Origin of the sequence: Streptomyces sp. WMMC940, from assembly GCF_027460265.1 — a bacterium.
In the GTDB taxonomy this organism is placed as follows: domain Bacteria; phylum Actinomycetota; class Actinomycetes; order Streptomycetales; family Streptomycetaceae; genus Streptomyces.
This window is the reverse complement of record NZ_JAPZBC010000001.1, coordinates 2,593,634-2,610,260: the sequence shown is the minus strand read 5'-3', so window position 1 is coordinate 2,610,260 and position 16,627 is coordinate 2,593,634. Positions and strand designations below refer to the sequence as shown.

Sequence of the window (16,627 nt, the reverse complement as noted above, 5' to 3'; positions counted from 1 at the left end):
TATATAGGGGACGGGCTCACCACAGGGGCCGACGGCGCTCCTGTCGCTGATCTGCCAGGCGCCCCCTGATCACCCGCAGACCACCCCGGTCCGCGTCCCAGGAAGCGGCAGTGCCCGGGGCGGACAGCGTGTCCGCCGCGGCGGCCATCACCGCCCGGTGATGGGCGGCGGGCAGCTCCGCTTCGGCCACGACGTGGGCCCACTCGCACGGTGCGGCCACGATCTCCCTTGCCCCGTCCGGCAGTTCCCGTACGGAGGCGAGCGCGATCTCCGGCGGGCGGACATCGCTGTCGCACAGGTGGCAGAACCACGGTCGGCGAGGCACAGTGATCCACTGCGTTCCGCCTCCTGTCGCGGGTCGGCCGAGCACCTGCCGCAGGGCCTCGGTCAGTTCCGCGTCGGTGACCTCCGCGGGGGCGGGGAGCGGAGCCGCCGCGGGTGAGGGGATCGGTGGCGTGCCGCCCGAGCTTGCCGTCGTACGGCGTTCCTGCTCGGCCGTCCGCCATGCGATGCGTTGCCGTTCCTCCGCCGGCTGGGGCCGGACCACCTCCACCCCGGCGCCTGTGAGGATGTCCAGGTCCAGGGTCCAGGTCAGTGCCGAGCGCGCGCGCCATACGGCGAAGGCGTCGCGGACGTGGGCCTCCGCCTGTCGCCGCGACATCCGTGTCACCGCGCGCAGGTGGGCCAGCGCCTCCTCCCGACGGCCTCGCACCTCCGCGAGACCGAAGTGAGTCGTGGCGTGGCAGTCCGTGCACAGGCACACCAGTCGGCGCAGCCGCTGCACGCCCGCGGCGGTGTCGTACTCCCACCGCTCGTGGGCCTCCAGCCAGCGCCCTGCCTCCCGGTGCTCGCTCCGCCCGCATACCTCGCAGCGCTGATCCGCCCGGCAGCTGATCATCCGGCGCAGTCGCTCCCAGTCGCGGGGACTCACACAGCTGCGGACATGGGTGAACCAGCACGACCGCGGAACCAGGTCCACGAAGAGTCCGGACCCGAAGGACCGGTCCTCGCCGGGAAGCAGGTCGGGGACCTCGGGAAGTGCGGCCCACCGCCTCAGCCCCGGCACTCCCGGCCGGGGCGAGTACCAACGTTTCGCCCTTGTGTCCCACCGGGCCCCATGAGCCTTCGCCTCGTCCTTCTCCGCGAACGGGACGTCGAGCCAGACGCGCTCCATCCTCACCCCTCCACCGGTACAGGGTAGGGCCGGGAGGCGTCGCTCACCCCAGGCCGACGTCCCCGGCACGGGGGCCGGCCACGCCGGGGCGTACCGGAGCAGGGGAGCCGACGGCCGCCGACGGACCGAGGGTTGCCAAGCGGTTCCGAGCCGGTGTCGCCGAACGGGGCTTCGGCGTCGCCGCGAGTCGGCTCGCGTGCTTGTCCGCCGCGTCGGCGACCCGGCGCAGCCCGGCTATGTCGGAGGCCTGGTACGAATATCTCCTGCTCTTCTCCGCGGACCACGCGATGTGCCGCGCGGCTCTGGCCGCTGCCGCGAACGCCACGGCATCGGCCTGCGGATCGAAGGGCGCAGAGTGACTCCGTGCCGGATACAGGGCGCGCCAGGCCTCGCCGAAGGCACGGATCCGGTCATCGGCGCCGTGCCGCAGCAGTTTCTGCGCCATGTCGGTCGTACGCCAGGAACGGAAGGCCGCGACGACGTCCTCACCGGATTCCAGCGCCTCGCTCTGCAGCGGATAGGCGCGTGCGGACGGGTCGTTGCCCGGCGGCAGGGTGCGAGCCAGCCGCCGTGCGTGCTCCTGCGCGTCCTTGGCCACCGCCTCCAGCAGTGCGACGTCCCGAGGCGGATCCGTGACCGAGCGTCTGGCGGCCTCGGCGGCGGCCATGTTCGCGAATCGTCCGTAGAGCCGGGCGGCCAGCCGGTACTGATCGGCGTCCCGCCCCATGTCGTCTCCGGAGCCGAGCCGCCCCAGGGGAGGAAGCTGCTTGCGGGCGTCGGACAACGCCTTGGTGGAGGCGTGGGAGCGAAAGGCCCGTTTGCCGCTGTCGGTGAGCAGCCATTCGTTGAACCGGTTCGCGATCGCCGTGGACGACTGGGTCACTTCCCGGTTGATCCTGCGTAGATCCTCCCGCGACTCGGCCGCTCCCTCCCGCGGGCCGTAGCCAGCGTAGGGGTGATGCATACGGGCCAGGTCGGCGTTGATCCGCTCGGCCCCGGCCTCGGGGGCCAGTGCCTGTTGGGGTGCGGTTTCGCGCAGCCGGGCGCTGTACTCGGAGGCCGCGTTCCGTAGGTCTCTGAGCGCCGCTACCGCCGATTCCGTTCGCGGCGAGCTCGGCCCCGCTTCGAGACGATCGGCCAGGGATGCGGCACAACGGGCGTAAGCAGCACTGGAGTTGGCTTCAACATGGTGCCAGAAGGCCCGCCAGTCAAGGTCGTTGCGCAGGGTCGCCCAGAACCTGTCGCCGGTCAGGCTCATCGCGGTGCTCCGCACGGCCCTGGTGGCCGTGCGCACCTGCCTCAGGTCGTTCCACGCCTCCTGCCCCGCGAATTCGGGGGCGTGGTCGTCGACGGCCTTGAGGGCGCCGGCCACCGCGGTGTACAGGTCCTCCCGCGTCGTTCTGGGGCGGGAGACGGTGGGTAGCTCGCCCGCCCGCCACCAGGCGTCCCGTAGCCGTTCCAGGTCTCGGTCCAAGCCCTGAAGGCCCACGACGAGACCCCGGGCGCGGATGTGCGACCAGGCACTGCGGGCCTGTTGAAAGGCCCGGTCGATGTCCTCGTCGGATGCTATGGGCTTGTTCGCCATTCACGCTCCCAGCGGGGTACGCGGATCACGCGAGCGCGGCTCACACGTGGTCGGACAGCTACAGCAGGGGGTCGGACGCCTGACGTGCCGCTTCCGCCTCGGCTGGGTGCTCGGCCTCGGCGGCGCCGAAAGCGGACGTGGCCAGGAATTCCTCGAGGTCTTCGCCCGCGGCGGCGGTCGGGGCGGGGGCGGGGGTCTCGTGATGGGTGCCGTTCGCGCAGGCCGGTGCCCGCAGATACGGCTCGAAGGCGTGCAGGGTGGAGATCCACTCGGCTTCCGCGAGGTCGGAGCCGCTCGTGGTGCGGCAGTAGATCCGTACCCAGGAGGCGTAAAGGGCCGTCAGGTGCTCCAGGATCGACGGATGCCGGTACCAGCATGGGGGAATCTGCCCCTGCAACTCGAAGGCGGTCACGAGCCAGTTGACCCACCGGGCCAACTCGCGCATACGTATGTACCGTTCCCCCGGCGCCATCGCCGCCCAGACGAAACCGTGCGGCGCCGAGAACTCCATCGGCCGGTCCACGGGATCGGGCCACACCGAATCGGGGCCCGGCAGGAAATCAGCAGGCGGTTCGGACATCACAGCCCCCAGAGGCATCTCCACACACGAATGATGATCGTCGCACAATCGAACTGATCTCACGTCATGTTTCCTCGCGCTTCTCGGTGTTCGTGCGAGCATAAGAGCGAGAGATCGACAGTCGTTCGTGCGACGATCGGCTTCACGTACGGCTGTGGTCCGACTCGCCCACAGCAGGGTCCGCCGCAGAACACCAAGGGGGCGTCGTGTTCGGCCAGGGGGAATTCGACCAGCAGGAGCTCGCCGCCAACAGCGACCAGATCATCGGCGCAGGCCGCGACCTGTGGCTCGAAGCCGTACGGGTCGCGCTGGTCGTCGCCGAGATCGCGGCCAAGGAATACGCCAGGCGCCGTGAGCAGGTACTCGAGCAGGCGCGCAAGGCGGATGCCCGGAAGATCTGGGAGGAGCGGCAGCGGGCCGAGCCCGTGCTGCGCGCCGCCCTGAGCGAGGACTTCTGGAAGGACCCGACCCCCCAGGACATCGGCCAGGCATGGCAGACCGCCATGGAGTGGGCGCAGTCCGATCCGGAGGCGGCCGCGGTCCTGGAGCACATGCGCGACGAACTCGAGAGCCGTTACGGCCTGGTCCCCGACGGCGTGCAACTCGACGTCGCCGACCTGTCCAGGGCCCTCGCCCTCGGGGCTCCCGACCTCCGTGCCGAGGCGGCCACGGCCAGGGAGGATGCGGCGGCCTGGCGCGAAACCTCTACCCTGTACGTCATTCGCGACCCGAGCGACCCGGAGCTGATCCTCCACCGGGGCGAACTGCGCACGGTCCCCGGTGAAAGTGTCGAGGCGGCGTCGGCCCGCGCGCTCAAGGAATGGGCTGCGGCCAACGGACGGGACCTCGACGGCACCATCGGCATCGAGACCTTCGCCAACGAGGACGTTCCCGGAAATACCCCCATCTCGCAGGTGATCGGCGACCGTGCGCAAGCGGTCGTCGACGCCGAGGTCCGCCGGCAGCAGCAACTCGTCTCTGGTGAGGAGAAGGGGAGCCTCGACGAGATCCACCACGCCGTGTGCGCCGAACTCGACCGCAACGAGGAGGCCGCCCGCCTGCTTGGGGAGGGGGCCGAGGGCTACGACGACCTGCACGAGGCGTCGAAGCGGCTTGCTCTCCAGGCCGTTGCCGTGGAGGCAGAGATGCGAGGGGAGGATCCGCGATACGTCTACCAGGCTGCGACCCTGCGCTCCAGGCTGGCGGCCGACGAGTGGTGGAGAAAGGCCACCTCCGCCCAAGTGGCGGGCGTGTGGAAGCAGGTGGGCCGATGGCCGGGCGGCCAGGCGAAGACGCAGATGTCCGAGTTCCTCCAGGACAGGCTCTTCAGCCAGTACGGGATCGACCTCCAGAACGACACTGCTCCCGAGGCCGTGGCCGAACTATTGGGTGGCGCCGAGAGCGACTTGCCTGCGGCGACGTACGCTGATCGCGCCGCCGACGCCCGGGCGAACGCCGACGAGCTCTTCAGGAGGGGCTTCGAGGCCAGTGCGGAGGCCGCCCGTCTCACACGTGAGGCCGACGAGCTGTCTGAGCAGCCGGACGCGGAAGTCCGCGTGATCGAGGAGATGCGCAACCGTGCCCATGTCCTCACCGGCCAGTCCTACGTCCACTACGCCCAGTGGAGTTCGGTGAACCGCGTGGCTGGACAGCTTGAGGACACGGCCGCCGAGCATGCGGAGAAGTGGGACGTGGAGATCACGCCCCAGGCACTGCGTGAAGGGTTCAACCGGCGCTGGGGCCGCGAGCCCGACCTCACCGCTGCCGCAAGTCTGACCGTCCCCGCGAGTGGCCACACGTCGACGACCAGCCGTCCTTCCCCCGGCGTCCCCACCCCTTCGGCGGCAACCTCCGCAGCCTCATTCCCGCGGGGGGCCCTCCGGGCGTCCGGCGAAGTCGACTCGGAAGGCGCCGGGGCCGTCGGTGTTGCCGCAGTGGGCCAACTGCCGAGGTCCGTACGCAATCGACGTCGGCAGATACGAGTTGGGGCGGTGCCCCAGCAGCCCCCTATACGCTCCCGCGTTCACTCCACGGGAGCCGAGATCAGATCACCGTAGGCAATATCGGCCAGAGGAGGGTGAAACGCTAGATATCGGTCAACGAACTTATCAAAAGATGTGCATGTAGTGACTGAATGCATCTACTCTGACTCCTGGTCTGTCAACTGGCCGACGGGGACGGGGGATTGAGTGCATCCGCGTTTTGACTCATCGCGACGGCGAGGGGCGGCCGCTGCCTTCATCGCGGCGGTGCTCCTGGGGGGCATTGCCGGGTGCTCTTCCTCCGACGCGCCGACCGAGGCCGGTCACGGCCCGAAGAAGACCGCGTCTCCTCAGGCATCGCCGACGGAGTCGGCTGAGGACAAGGCCAAGGAACAGGTGCTGGCGGCGTACCGAGGAATGAACGAGGTGTCCTACGGGGCGTTCCGCACCGGCAAGCTCGACAACGCCGAGTTGCAGAAGTACGCACGGGACAAGGCCGCCACCGGGGTCGTAGTCAGTCTGAACTGGTACCAGGAGCGCGGGCTCAAGGTTGTCGGCGAGCCCCTGCACGCTCCCAAGGTCACCGCGATCGATCTGAAGGGCGTGCCGAAGGCAGCGGTTCTGTCCGACTGCCTCGATACCACCAAGTCGGACACCGTGTACAAGTCGACGGGCAAGTCGGCCATCCGCAAGGACTCCAAGGAACCGCGTCGCAAGCCCGTGACAGCCAAGGCCGTCACTGTGGGGGACCGATGGCTGATCAGCGAGTACGAGATAGACCGGAGCCGGTCATGCTGAAGCCACTACGAGCGGTGGTGTTTGCAGGGGCGCTTCTCACCAGCTGTCTGGCGGGCGGACATGCTATGGCCGCGGATGGCCCCACGCCGCCTCCACCTGTCGACTGCGGGCCCATGATCGGGGACTGCGATGTGTCAGCCACTAAGCCGGAAACTCCTGGTGGCGGGGGAGGCGGCGGCGACGGCGGAGGGAGCGGTTCCGGCGGGTCGAAGAAGTGCCTGGACGATGGCAAGGAGATCCCGTGCCACAGCGAAACGTTCGGCTGGTACATGGGTGACGGCTGCTACGCCAAGGCTCTCGATCCGCAGCCACCGGCGGACGACCCCGCCTTCGACGGCCGCCCGCCGGGCGGCGCCATCTACATGCAGATCTGCCTGAACGGCGAAGCGATCGTCTCCCAGGGGTGGATCTGGCTGCAGACACCGCCCAACGGACCGCAGGTGACCCCGGCGCAGCTCGCACAGCAGGCGCTGGAGAAGCTCACTCTGCGCGGCCCGGACATCGGCATGGCCCCAGAGCAGGGCAAGACCGGCGTGGTCGGCATGCCCGTGTGGATGTGGAACAACGTATCTGCTGAGACGTGGGGGCCGAACTCCGCCAGCGCCTCGGTTCCGGGCCTCACGGTCACCGCGACCGCCAAGGCCACGAAGATCGTCTGGAACATGGGTGACGGCAACAGCGTGACGTGCAACAACGCCGGTACCCCGTACGAGAAGTCGTACGGCAAGAAGACGTCGCCCACCTGCGGCCATGTCTACTCGAAGGCCAGTGACAAGTTCACCGTGACAGCGACCACCACCTGGAATGTGCACTGGACCGGTGGGGGCCAGCAGGGAGACATCACGGTCACCCGTGAATCGCAGACTGCTGCCCGGATCGGCGAGGTCCAGGTCGTCGACTGACGGTCGCGGACGCAGCACTTCATCTCGAGAGGACCCCCGTTAGTGAGCACCACCGAGGCCCGGCCCGCCGGTCCGATGGCCACAACGCCCGCGACGCCGCCGCGTTCACTCACCACACGGCGACGCAGGCCGGCCCTGATCGGGCTGTCCATCGCACTCATCGCGGCAGGCGGGCTCGCGGGCGCGTTCACCGTGCTCACCAGCGGCGAGAAGACACAGCTCCTGGCGGTCGCCCGGGATGTGCCCTACGGCCGCACCGTGACGGCGAACGATCTCGTCGTCGTCTCAGTCGGCCTCGATCCCGCACTCAAACCGGTGAAGGCGGCCGAGAAGAACAGCATCATCGGGCAGCGAGCGGCCACTGAACTCAAGGCGGGAGCACTGCTGGCCGAGGGATCAGTCACCGACGAGCCCCTCGTCGGTGACAACGAGCAGTTGGTGGGACTCAGGCTCAAGCCGGGTCAGCTACCGGCGAGCAAGCTGTCGCCCGGAACGAAGGTGCTCGTCGTCTCCACCCCCGCCAAAGACACCACGGCGGAGACGTCCAAGCAGCAGGACAGCAAGCTTCCCCAGACGCTGCCCGCCACGGTCATCGAGGTCGGTACCGCCGACAGCAGCGGCAGCCTCACCCTCGACGTCGCTGTCGCCGCGACCGATGGGCCCACACTCGCCTCCCGCGCGGCCTCCGGGAACATCGCCGTAGTCGTCGAGCCCCGGAAGGCTGATGACTGATGGCCGTCATCGCGCTCGCTGGAGGCCCCGGAGCCCCCGGCGTGACCACCACGGCACTCGCCCTCCTGCTGACGTGGCCCCTCGAAGCCGGTCGGCGGGTCATCCTTGCCGAATGCGACCCCGACGGCGGAGCCGTCCTGGCTGGTGCACTCGCGGGGCGGACCCCCGGTCCCTACGGGCTGCGCAACCTGGCGGTCGCGGACCGCCAGGGGCAGCTCGGTGAGGCCTTCTGGCGGCAGCTGATCGACTTGTCCGACGAGGGCACTGACAGGCTGCTCCTGCCCGGACTCACCGATCCGGCTCAAGCCTCCAGCCTCGTCTACACGTGGGAGAAGCTGGCTGCGCTCTTCGCCGGGATCGAAAGGACCGACCCCTCACACGACGTCGTCGTAGATCTCGGCCGCTCCGGCTCCTTCGGCGCTTCGGCACCTCTCGTCCGCAAGGCGGATGCCGTCCTGGTGGTCGTACGTCCCACGCTGCGCGGCATCCACGCCGCCCAGCCACGCGTACGGGCGTTGCGTACCGATCTGGACCAGGCCGGTACAGGCGCTGATTCCCTCGGCATTGTCGTCGTGGACAACGGCACGTACTCCGTCTCGGAAGTTGCCGAGCAGCTCGGCGCACCCGTAGTCATGAGACTTCCCCACTCGCCGCAGGCCGCCGCCGTCCTGTCCGACGGGAAAGACGGCGGCCGTGCCTTCAAGCGCTCCGACCTTCTGCGCGCGAGCCGCTCCGGCGCCGACCAGATCCTTCAGCTCATCCGCGGACGACGCGCCCGCCTGACGCCGGGGGAGCACGCATATGCACGGTAGGCCGCTGCATCCCGACCCGACGGTCCAGCCCGTCCAACACCGCACGACCGTCGACCCGCTGCCCTGGCACGCGCATGAGCCCGCTTCGCAGCCAGCTGTGGAACGCGTTCGCCAGGAGCCGTCAGTCGACACGCACGACATGGTCGACTACGCGGTCGCCACTCGCCTGAAGAAGGCCGTCGCCGACAAACTCGCCGGCCTTCTCAAGGACAACCCCGGCATGGGCCCGCAAGCCCAGGCGCAGCGTGGCCGCGCCCTCATCAACGAAGCGGTCGCAGTCTGGTCGGACACCGCCGCGATCGAACGTGGCCACTCCACCACCCCATCTGAGGACCGCCGACTTGCCGAAGCCATCTACGACCTCCTCTTCCGAGCCGGCCGTCTGCAGAAGTACCTCGACGACCCCCGCGTGGAGAACATCCTCGTCAACGGCCACGACGACGTAAGCATCGACTACGGTGACGCACGCCGCGTCCGGGTCCCGCCCGTCGCGGAATCCGACGAAGACCTCAAAGAGCTGCTGCGTGACCTCGCACGCCGCATCGGTCAGAGCGAACGGACGCTGTCCACCGCCAACCCCTTCCTGGCCCTCCGCCTCGAGGACGGCTCACGCCTCCAGGCGATCACCGAGGTCACTCCGAGAACCTACGTCACCATCCGGCGCCATCGGGTCCGGGACATCGACCTTCCCGGACTTGTTGACCTGGGCTCCATCGACACCACGCTCGCAGCGTTCCTCGGCGCGCTCATTCGTGCCAAGAAGAACGTGATGATCGTGGGCACTCAGGGCGTGGGCAAGACGAGCCTGCTGCGTGCCATGGCCCGAGAGATCCCGCCCGATGAGCGGATCGGCACCATGGAGACCGAGTACGAGCTGTTCATGCACGAGAACGGCCATCATCGCCAGATCGTCCCCATGGAATCCCGCGTGGGCAACGGCGAGCGCGTCGATGGGCACAATGCCGGCGAGATCACGGTCAGCGACCTGATCTACCCGGCGCTGCGCATGACCCTCTCGCGCATGGTCGTGGGTGAGGTCCGTGGTCCCGAGGTCGTGCCCATGCTCCGCGTCATGACCAACGGTGAAGGCGGCTCGCTGTGCACGCTGCACGCCCGTGAGCCCCACATGGTCTTCGACCGGATCGCCGAGCTGTACATGGAGTACGGCGGCAACATGACCGAGTCGCTCGCCTACAAACAGGCGGCCAACGGCATCAACTTCATCGTCTTCGTGAAAATGATCGACGAGACCGCCATCGGTGGCCGCCGCCACCGCTTCGTCTCCCATGTCCTGGAAGTCACCGGCACCGGCGAGATGGGCCGCCCCGCCACCAACACCGTCTTCGGGCCCAACCCGGAGCACGACGAGCCGCGGGCCGTACCCCTGATGCACCCCGCGTGCCTACCCGACCTGATGCGTGTGGGCTTCCCCGCCCATCTGCTCGACCTGCAGCGCGGCACCTGGCAGGCACCGCTGGAGCTGAAGGTGAGAGCCACGTGACCCAGATCCTCATCGGCCTGTTCGCAGGCCTCAGCGTGGTCGGCGGCATCGTCGTGCTCGTCGCCGGGGTGGTCGGTACGACCGAACCCGCGACACCCGGGCCCGTGTCCCGCTGGCGCGCGGCCATGGCCAGCAGCCAAGCGGAAGTGCGAAGGCGGGCCCAGGCCCGCGCCAGGGCCGCGGGAGCCGCGGCCGTGGGCCTCGCCGTGTGGATCGTGACCGGATGGTTCGTCCTCGGCCTGCTGCTCCTAGCCGTCGCCATCGGCCTGCCCTGGCTGATATCCCCGGCCAAGGCGGCCAATGCCCGCATCGAGCAACTCGACGCCCTCGCCGAGTGGACCCGACGCCTGTCCGACGTCCTGATGCTCGGGACCGGTCTGGAACAGGCCATCATCACCAGCCGTAAGACCGCGCCCGCTGTTCTGTCCGCCGAGGTCGGCGAACTGTCGGCCCGCCTGCTGTCCGGCTGGCGTCCAGAGGACGCACTGCGCGCCTTCGCGAACTCCCTCGGTGACGCCACCGCAGACAAGGTTGCCGCCGCGCTCATCCTGCGCAGCGCGGACCGGGGGCCTGGACTCGCGGCAGCGCTCACCGATCTCGCCGACTCGGTGCGCGATGAGGTCCGGCAGCGCCGGCAGATCGAAGCCGACCGCGCCAAGCCGCGCACCACCGTCCGATGGATGACCTTCATGACACTGGGCGTCGTCGGTTTCGGGGCATTCAGCACCGAGTACGTCGCGCCCTACGGGACCGTGCTCGGCCAACTCGTCCTGACCCTGCTGCTACTCGGCTTTGGCGGGACGCTGGGCTGGATGCGTTCCCTCGCCTCCTACCGCCCCACTCCTCGCTTCCTCGAACCAGACCGACGCAGCCGAGTCCCCGTGGCGAAGGAGGCCACCGGATGAGCATCCCCACCGTCGCGATCCTCAGCGGTGCCACCATCGGTGGCGGACTCGCCCTTCTCGTACGCACCCTGGTACGCCCTCAGCCCGACCTCGCGGGAACGCTGGAGAAGCTCAATCAGACCGGCCCTCTTCCCGGCGACCAACTCGTCCTGTCCCAGGACGAGCGTTGGGGGAGCTGGCTGCTGCCCCGGCTGACGCGTCTGCCGGGTGTGCGGATCCCGCGTACCGACCTCGCCCTCGTCGGCCAGCCCCCGGCGAAGTTCATTCTCACCAAGGCCGCCTTGGCCATGACCGGGTTTCTCTTGCCCGCGTTCTTCTTCACCGTCTGGTCCCTCCTTGGTCTGACCCTCGCTTTCGTCATCCCCACCGCGGTCTGTCTAGGACTCGCCCTATTTCTCTGGTATGTCCCCGACCTGGCGCTACGGGACACCGCGCGTCGCGCCCGAGACGAGTTCCGACACGCGATCGCCGCCTACCTGGACCTGGTGGCCTTGGAACGGGCAGGTGACGCGGGACCGACCGAAGCGCTTGAGCGCGCGGCCGCGATCGGTCGGGGCTGGGCATTTCGCCGGCTTCAGGACGCCTTGCAGCGGGCCCGCGTCGACAAGGTTCCGCCGTGGGACACGCTCAAGACGCTCTCCGAGGAGCTGGAACTTCCCGTCCTCGAGGACGTCGCCGACATCATGCGACTGTCCGCGCACGACGGTGCCGCCGTCTACGCGACGCTACGGGCGCGTGCCAAGTCCCTGCGCACAGAGCTGATGAGCAAGGACGCGGAGGAGGCCAACGCCGACAGCGAGCGGATGACCGCTCCCGGCGCCCTTCTCGCCGTCCTGATGATGCTGCTGATCGGCTTTCCAGCCGTCATCCGGATCATCACCGGCTGACGACTCACATCTAAGACCCAACTGGAGAAACGGAAGACCTGCATGAGGAACAAGCTTCGTGAGCTCGCCCCGATGATGGTGGTACTCGAGGCGCTCGGTGAGCGGTTCCGCGAGGTGCGGCGGAACAACGACCGCGGTGACGTCAGCATCTCGACCGTCATCATCTGGGTCGCGGTCATCGGGGTGGCCGTCGGCATCGCAACCATCATCGGCGTCACCCTCTACAACAAGTACGCCCAGCAGCTCAGCGGCCTGTGAGACTGAAGTACGCCGGGCTCGCGGCCGCAGTCCGTCGACGCTGCTCGCGGCTCAACGACGACCGGGGCGATGCCGCCATCGAGATGGCGATCATCCTCCCGGTGGTCGTGCTGTTCAGCTTCATGGTCGTCCAAGCCAGTACCTGGTATTACGCCAAGCAGATCGCACTCACCGCTGCCCGCGAAGGCGTGCAGGCTGCCACCGCCTACCAGTCCACGGACGCTGCGGGCAGCGCCCGTGCCCGCACCGTGCTCGACAGGGTGGCAGGGGATTCCCTGCTCGCCGCAGAGGTGTCGACATCCGGAAGCAATGCAGAACGTGTCACCGTCACGGTCACCGGGCGGGCACCCTCGCTCCTGCCCGGTGTCGACGGCATGGCCGTCTCGCAGAGCGCCTCCGGCGCGCGTGAACGCTGGACCGTGAAGCCATGAAGGGACGACGAAACCTCAGCGACGAGGGATCCACGGCCATCGAGGCCGCCATCGTCACCCCATGCCTGCTGTTGTTCCTGCTCCTGGCCATTGCGGCCGGACGCATTGTGATGGCGGGTCAGGTCGTCGACGCGGCCTCGGAGGACGCGGCGCGACAGGCGTCGATCACCCGCTCTCCCGGCGAGGCACGCGAAAGCGCTCTGGCTGCGGCCCGCGCCACGCTGTCCGGACAGGGAGTGCACTGTGCCTCCGTCGACATCGCGCTGGACACGAGCGGCCTCGGAACCGACGTTGGCGAAGCCGGAACCGTGACCGCCACCGTCACCTGCCGGGTGGAACTCTCCGACCTGGCCCTCCCCGGCGTCCCCGGCACGCGCACCATGACATCCAGCTTCACCAGCACGGTCGACCAGTACGTGGAGCGCTGATGATTCACTCTGGCGGTGTTCTCCGTTCAAGGACGGGCACGGGAGGAGACCGCGGCAGTGTCTCCATTTACGTGGCCATCGTCCTCGTCGGTCTACTCGTCATGATCGGTATCGCCGTCGACGGCGGAGGCAAGATGCGTGCCACCGAACGCGCCGACGCCCTCGCCCAGGAGGCCGCCCGCGCCGGTGGCCAGCAACTGGACGCCGGTGACGCCATCACCGCCGACAGGATCGCCGTCGACCCGGCAGCGGCCAGTGCGGCCGCTCTCGACTACTTGCGCCAGGCCGGAGCCAATGGCACTGTCGCCGTCTCAGACGGCGGCAAGACCCTCTCCGTCACCGTGACCGGTGAATACCGCACCCGATTCCTGCCCGTCATCGGTGTGTCGGGTATGCCCGTCACCGGACATGGCAGCGCCACCCTCCTGCACGGCGTCGACGCCCCGGAGAACCGATGAACGCCCGCTTCGCTCGCCCCAGGTCCCTCCTTGCCGACTCCCTCCGCTTCCTGCTGAGCCTTGTCGGTCTGACCGCGCTCCTCGTCGGAGTGCCGGCAGTTCTCTATGTCGCCGGTCAGGCCCTGTTTCCCGTCGGTCTGGACAGCATCGGATCGATCACCGACCTCTTCACCCGGCAGGACACCGGTGCCGTGGCGTTGCTCGTCCTCGTCGCGGTCGGCTGGGCCGGATGGGCGAGCTTCGCACTCTCCGTGCTGCTGGAAATCCCCGCACAGCTACGTGGTCGGACAGCACCTCGGCTGCGCGGACTGCGCTGGAACCAGCGCATCGCCTCGAGCCTGGTCGGCGGAGTTCTGGTGCTGCTCCCCACCGCCGGCGGCGCGTTCGCCGCCGAGCCCCCGCACACGTCGACCACGTCGTCCCACCCGCCTGTGGCCACGGCCACCGTGACACCCGGCCAACAGGACGTCACAACGACGACCAGCAGCTCATCCCAGCGCTTCGAGACCTCCCATCGGACCTACACGGTGCGAGACACACGTCCCGCGGACAGCCTCTGGAGCATCGCGGAACAGCAACTCGGCGACGGAGAGCGCTGGACGGAAATAGCCGACCTCAACGACGGCCGCACCATGTCCGACGGCCGCACTTTCCGCGCCGCCGACCCCATCCAGCCCGGATGGGTGCTGTATCTGCCCGGCAAGGCGGCGGCACAGAACCAGGTGGAGAATGTCACCGTTCATCCTGGGGACACCCTCTGGGGCATCGCCGAGTCCGCGCTGGGTGATCCGACCCGCTACCCCGAGATCGTCGAGGCCAACGAAGGCCATGCGATGGACGGGGACGGGCGCCGGCTCACCGACCCGGACGTGATCCTTCCCGGCTGGAAGGTCGACCTGCCCGAACATGGTGGAGAGGGCCAGCCAGCGGGGCCGGGTACCGAGAAGCCTGGCACGAAGAAGCCGGACGCCTCCACTCCCGAGAGACCGGCTTCGGCGTCCCCCTCTCAGACGGCAGAGCAACCGGGCGCAGGAGCGTCGCGAGAGGCTGAACCATCGGCCACACCGTCGGGAACGGCGACGCCGTCGTCCAAGCCGAGTTCCAACGCCTCGTCGTCGCCCGCAGCCCGTCCGGCCGAGGGCGCCGGGGCGCAGGCTTCCGCGACACCCGGAGACTCCACTGGATCACCGACGCCATCAGGTGCACCCTCCGCCTCCTCCAGCCCGTCTCCCGCCACGCCACAGGACAAAGCCGCACCGGCCTCCGTGGAGGACCAGGCCCTTGACGTGGCCGCCCTCGCGACCTGGGGCGGACTCCTCGCCACTGGGCTCGTTTCCGTACTAGCGCTCAAACGGACCCTTCAGCGACGCGCCCGGAGAGCCGGCGAGTCCATCGCTCTGCCGACCGCTCCCATCGCCGTGCCGGGAAGCCCGGTAACGGAAGACGCCGCCTCCGCGCCCTCCCAGATGGACCCGCCACCGGATCTGGCGGACCTCGAACGCCGCCTGCGCGCCACGGAAAACCCCGAAGGCGTCACGCTGGTCGACCGAGCCCTGCGGACCCTGGCCCACCACCTCGCCTCCGCGAGACGCCCGCTGCCGGAACTGGTGGCGGTGCGCCTGACTCCCACCGGGCTTGAGTTGTGGCTGGACTCACCGGCCGAACCCATCGGTCCGTTCACCGCTCCTGACCTGCCCACCCGCTGGATCCTCCCTGCCGACACCGACGGCCTCCTCGACGCGGACGCGTGCCGCGAAGTCTGCGCTCCGTATCCCGCGCTCGCCACACTCGGCCGCGACGCCGACGGCTCCCTCGTCCTGGCGGATCTCGAGGCGCTCGGCGTACTGCTCCTGCCCTCCGAGAGCAGCGCTGTCCTACCGGTCGCACGGGCACTCGCCGCCGAACTCGCCACCGCCCCGTGGAGCGACGACCTCGGCGTACTCCTGGTCGGCCTCGATTCGGGTATCACCGCCATCGAGGAAGGCTTCGGCCGTCTGGCCCCGGCCGCCGATCATCGCGCTGCCATCGGAGAAGTGGAGGACTGGGCCCGCACGGTGCGCACCGCGCTCGCCGACGCAGGCGTCGACTCCGTACGCACTGCCCGCACGCGGCCCTTCGGCGCCGACGCGTGGACTCCCCGCATCGTGCTGTGCGCGGATGACCTCACGGCCGACATGGCGGACGCCGCACGTGGCCTCCTCGAGGCTCCTGCATGCGCCGCTCTCGTGGGCGCGGCCGGAGACGTGGACGTTCCCGGGGCCGTACGCCTTCCCGGTCTGTCCGGCGGCACGATCACCCTCGCCGGAACCGACGTCCAGCTCGTTCCCCAGCACATCACCGACGCCGACTACACCGCGCTGCTCGGCCTCTTCGGCATCACGGCCGAGCCGCCCCGCGCCCAGGCCGCAGCGCCGATGCCCCTGTCCGCAGACGAAGAAGCGGAACTCTCCCGGCAGCCGGCGACCTGGGTGCGCCTGCTCGGCACGCCGAGGATCACCGGCACCGCGCAGGAGATCGCCTCAGCCGCCGCAGTACGGCTGACCGAGATAGCCGCGTGGATCGCGCTCCATCCGGGGAAGTCCATCGAGGCTCTCACCGAAGCCCTGTGGCCCAGCGGGGTCTCGGCGACGTACCGCACTGCCCAGCTCTCCGCCTTGCGCCGTTGGCTGGGGGCGGAGATTAGTGCTGGCGACGGCTACATCCTGGGCGGCGAGATCGGCACTGACTGGCACCGGTTCCAGCTCCTTGTCCGTAGCGGTGACCTGGCCGGAGCCCTGGACCTGGTCGAGGACCGCCCGCTGGACGGCACACCACCACGCCGCTATGCCTGGGCCGATCCCGTTCGCCAGGAAATGACGATCACCATCGTCGACATCGCCGCCCGCCTGGCCGAACTCCGTCTCACTGAAGGCGATGCGTCCGGTGCCCGCGCTGCCGCCGACCGCGGTCTGAGAGTCGACCCCGCCGCTGAAGAACTCCACCGTCTGGCCATCAAGGCCGCGACCGCCATGGGAGACCGGGAAGCCGTAGAGGCGTACGCCGCCCAGGTCGACTTCGTCACCGAGTCCCTCGGCACCGACACACAGCCCGAGACGTCCGAGCTCCTCGCCGATCTGGCCCGCCGTCCGGCGCTGCCCTGAGGGCGCGGGGCGATCGGGGGATGAGGCGGAAGAGTCACCACAGGCGGAGGCCTG

16 protein-coding genes are annotated in these 16,627 nt (G+C 69.2%); 13 read left to right on the top strand and 3 right to left on the bottom strand.

What is annotated here, in order from left to right; translation table 11 throughout:
* Positions 1 to 16: 16 nt before the first annotated feature.
* Genes O7595_RS11315 through O7595_RS11305 form a run of 3 tightly spaced genes read right to left on the bottom strand, consistent with a single transcriptional unit; the run spans position 17 to position 3,363 of the window.
* Entirely contained in the window at positions 17 to 1,174 is a 1,158-nt protein-coding gene (locus O7595_RS11315) for a DUF5710 domain-containing protein (protein ID WP_269728592.1), read from the bottom strand.
* A 43-nt stretch (positions 1,175 to 1,217) separates the two neighbouring features.
* Positions 1,218 to 2,759, bottom strand: a complete 1,542-nt coding sequence (locus O7595_RS11310; RefSeq protein WP_269728591.1) for a hypothetical protein — start codon at positions 2,757 to 2,759, stop codon at positions 1,218 to 1,220.
* A 58-nt stretch (positions 2,760 to 2,817) separates the two neighbouring features.
* Positions 2,818 to 3,363 carry a hypothetical protein gene (locus O7595_RS11305; protein ID WP_269728590.1) on the bottom strand — a complete coding sequence of 182 codons (546 nt, stop codon included), beginning with the start codon at positions 3,361 to 3,363 and terminating at the stop codon, positions 2,818 to 2,820.
* Between the two features lie 182 nt (positions 3,364 to 3,545).
* Here O7595_RS11305 and O7595_RS11300 point away from each other — a divergent pair, with 182 nt between their 5' ends.
* The 13 genes from O7595_RS11300 (at position 3,546) to O7595_RS11240 (ending at position 16,573) form a co-directional block, all read left to right on the top strand.
* Positions 3,546 to 5,396 (top strand): hypothetical protein, encoded by a 1,851-nt coding sequence (locus O7595_RS11300; protein ID WP_269728589.1) that lies wholly within the window; start codon positions 3,546 to 3,548, stop codon positions 5,394 to 5,396.
* Between the two features lie 321 nt (positions 5,397 to 5,717).
* The gene (locus tag O7595_RS11295) at positions 5,718 to 6,119 is read left to right on the top strand and encodes a hypothetical protein (protein ID WP_269728588.1); all 402 of its coding nucleotides are present in this window, start codon (positions 5,718 to 5,720) and stop codon (positions 6,117 to 6,119) included.
* A 131-nt stretch (positions 6,120 to 6,250) separates the two neighbouring features.
* Positions 6,251 to 7,021: an ATP/GTP-binding protein gene (locus O7595_RS11290; protein ID WP_269728587.1), complete on the top strand. Its 771-nt coding sequence runs from the start codon at positions 6,251 to 6,253 to the stop codon at positions 7,019 to 7,021.
* A 42-nt stretch (positions 7,022 to 7,063) separates the two neighbouring features.
* The gene (locus O7595_RS11285) at positions 7,064 to 7,753 is read left to right on the top strand and encodes an SAF domain-containing protein (protein ID WP_269728586.1); all 690 of its coding nucleotides are present in this window, start codon (positions 7,064 to 7,066) and stop codon (positions 7,751 to 7,753) included.
* A 41-nt stretch (positions 7,754 to 7,794) separates the two neighbouring features.
* Positions 7,795 to 8,565: a hypothetical protein gene (locus tag O7595_RS11280; protein WP_332328150.1), complete on the top strand. Its 771-nt coding sequence runs from the start codon at positions 7,795 to 7,797 to the stop codon at positions 8,563 to 8,565.
* On the top strand, positions 8,555 to 10,066 hold the full coding sequence (locus O7595_RS11275; protein ID WP_269728584.1) for a CpaF family protein: 1,512 nt from the start codon (positions 8,555 to 8,557) through the stop codon (positions 10,064 to 10,066). The genes O7595_RS11280 and O7595_RS11275 overlap by 11 nt, the downstream gene beginning before the upstream one ends.
* Positions 10,063 to 10,971: a type II secretion system F family protein gene (locus tag O7595_RS11270; RefSeq protein WP_269728583.1), complete on the top strand. Its 909-nt coding sequence runs from the start codon at positions 10,063 to 10,065 to the stop codon at positions 10,969 to 10,971. The genes O7595_RS11275 and O7595_RS11270 overlap by 4 nt, the downstream gene beginning before the upstream one ends.
* Complete coding sequence (locus O7595_RS11265) at positions 10,968 to 11,858, top strand: type II secretion system F family protein (RefSeq protein WP_269728582.1); 891 nt, start codon at positions 10,968 to 10,970, stop codon at positions 11,856 to 11,858. Before O7595_RS11270 ends, O7595_RS11265 begins: the two co-directional genes overlap by 4 nt.
* Positions 11,859 to 11,900: 42 nt before the next feature.
* Positions 11,901 to 12,116, top strand: coding sequence for a hypothetical protein (locus O7595_RS11260; RefSeq protein WP_269728581.1), 216 nt, complete (start codon positions 11,901 to 11,903; stop codon positions 12,114 to 12,116).
* Positions 12,113 to 12,547 carry a TadE family protein gene (locus tag O7595_RS11255; RefSeq protein ID WP_269728580.1) on the top strand — a complete coding sequence of 145 codons (435 nt, stop codon included), beginning with the start codon at positions 12,113 to 12,115 and terminating at the stop codon, positions 12,545 to 12,547. The genes O7595_RS11260 and O7595_RS11255 overlap by 4 nt, the downstream gene beginning before the upstream one ends.
* A complete protein-coding gene (locus tag O7595_RS11250) occupies positions 12,544 to 12,975 on the top strand; it encodes a TadE family protein (protein ID WP_269728579.1) in 432 nt (143 codons plus the stop codon). The genes O7595_RS11255 and O7595_RS11250 overlap by 4 nt, the downstream gene beginning before the upstream one ends.
* Positions 12,975 to 13,433, top strand: coding sequence for a TadE/TadG family type IV pilus assembly protein (locus O7595_RS11245; protein WP_269728578.1), 459 nt, complete (start codon positions 12,975 to 12,977; stop codon positions 13,431 to 13,433). The genes O7595_RS11250 and O7595_RS11245 overlap by 1 nt, the downstream gene beginning before the upstream one ends.
* On the top strand, positions 13,430 to 16,573 hold the full coding sequence (locus tag O7595_RS11240) for a LysM peptidoglycan-binding domain-containing protein (RefSeq protein WP_269728577.1): 3,144 nt from the start codon (positions 13,430 to 13,432) through the stop codon (positions 16,571 to 16,573). The genes O7595_RS11245 and O7595_RS11240 overlap by 4 nt, the downstream gene beginning before the upstream one ends.
* Positions 16,574 to 16,627 lie beyond the last annotated feature (54 nt).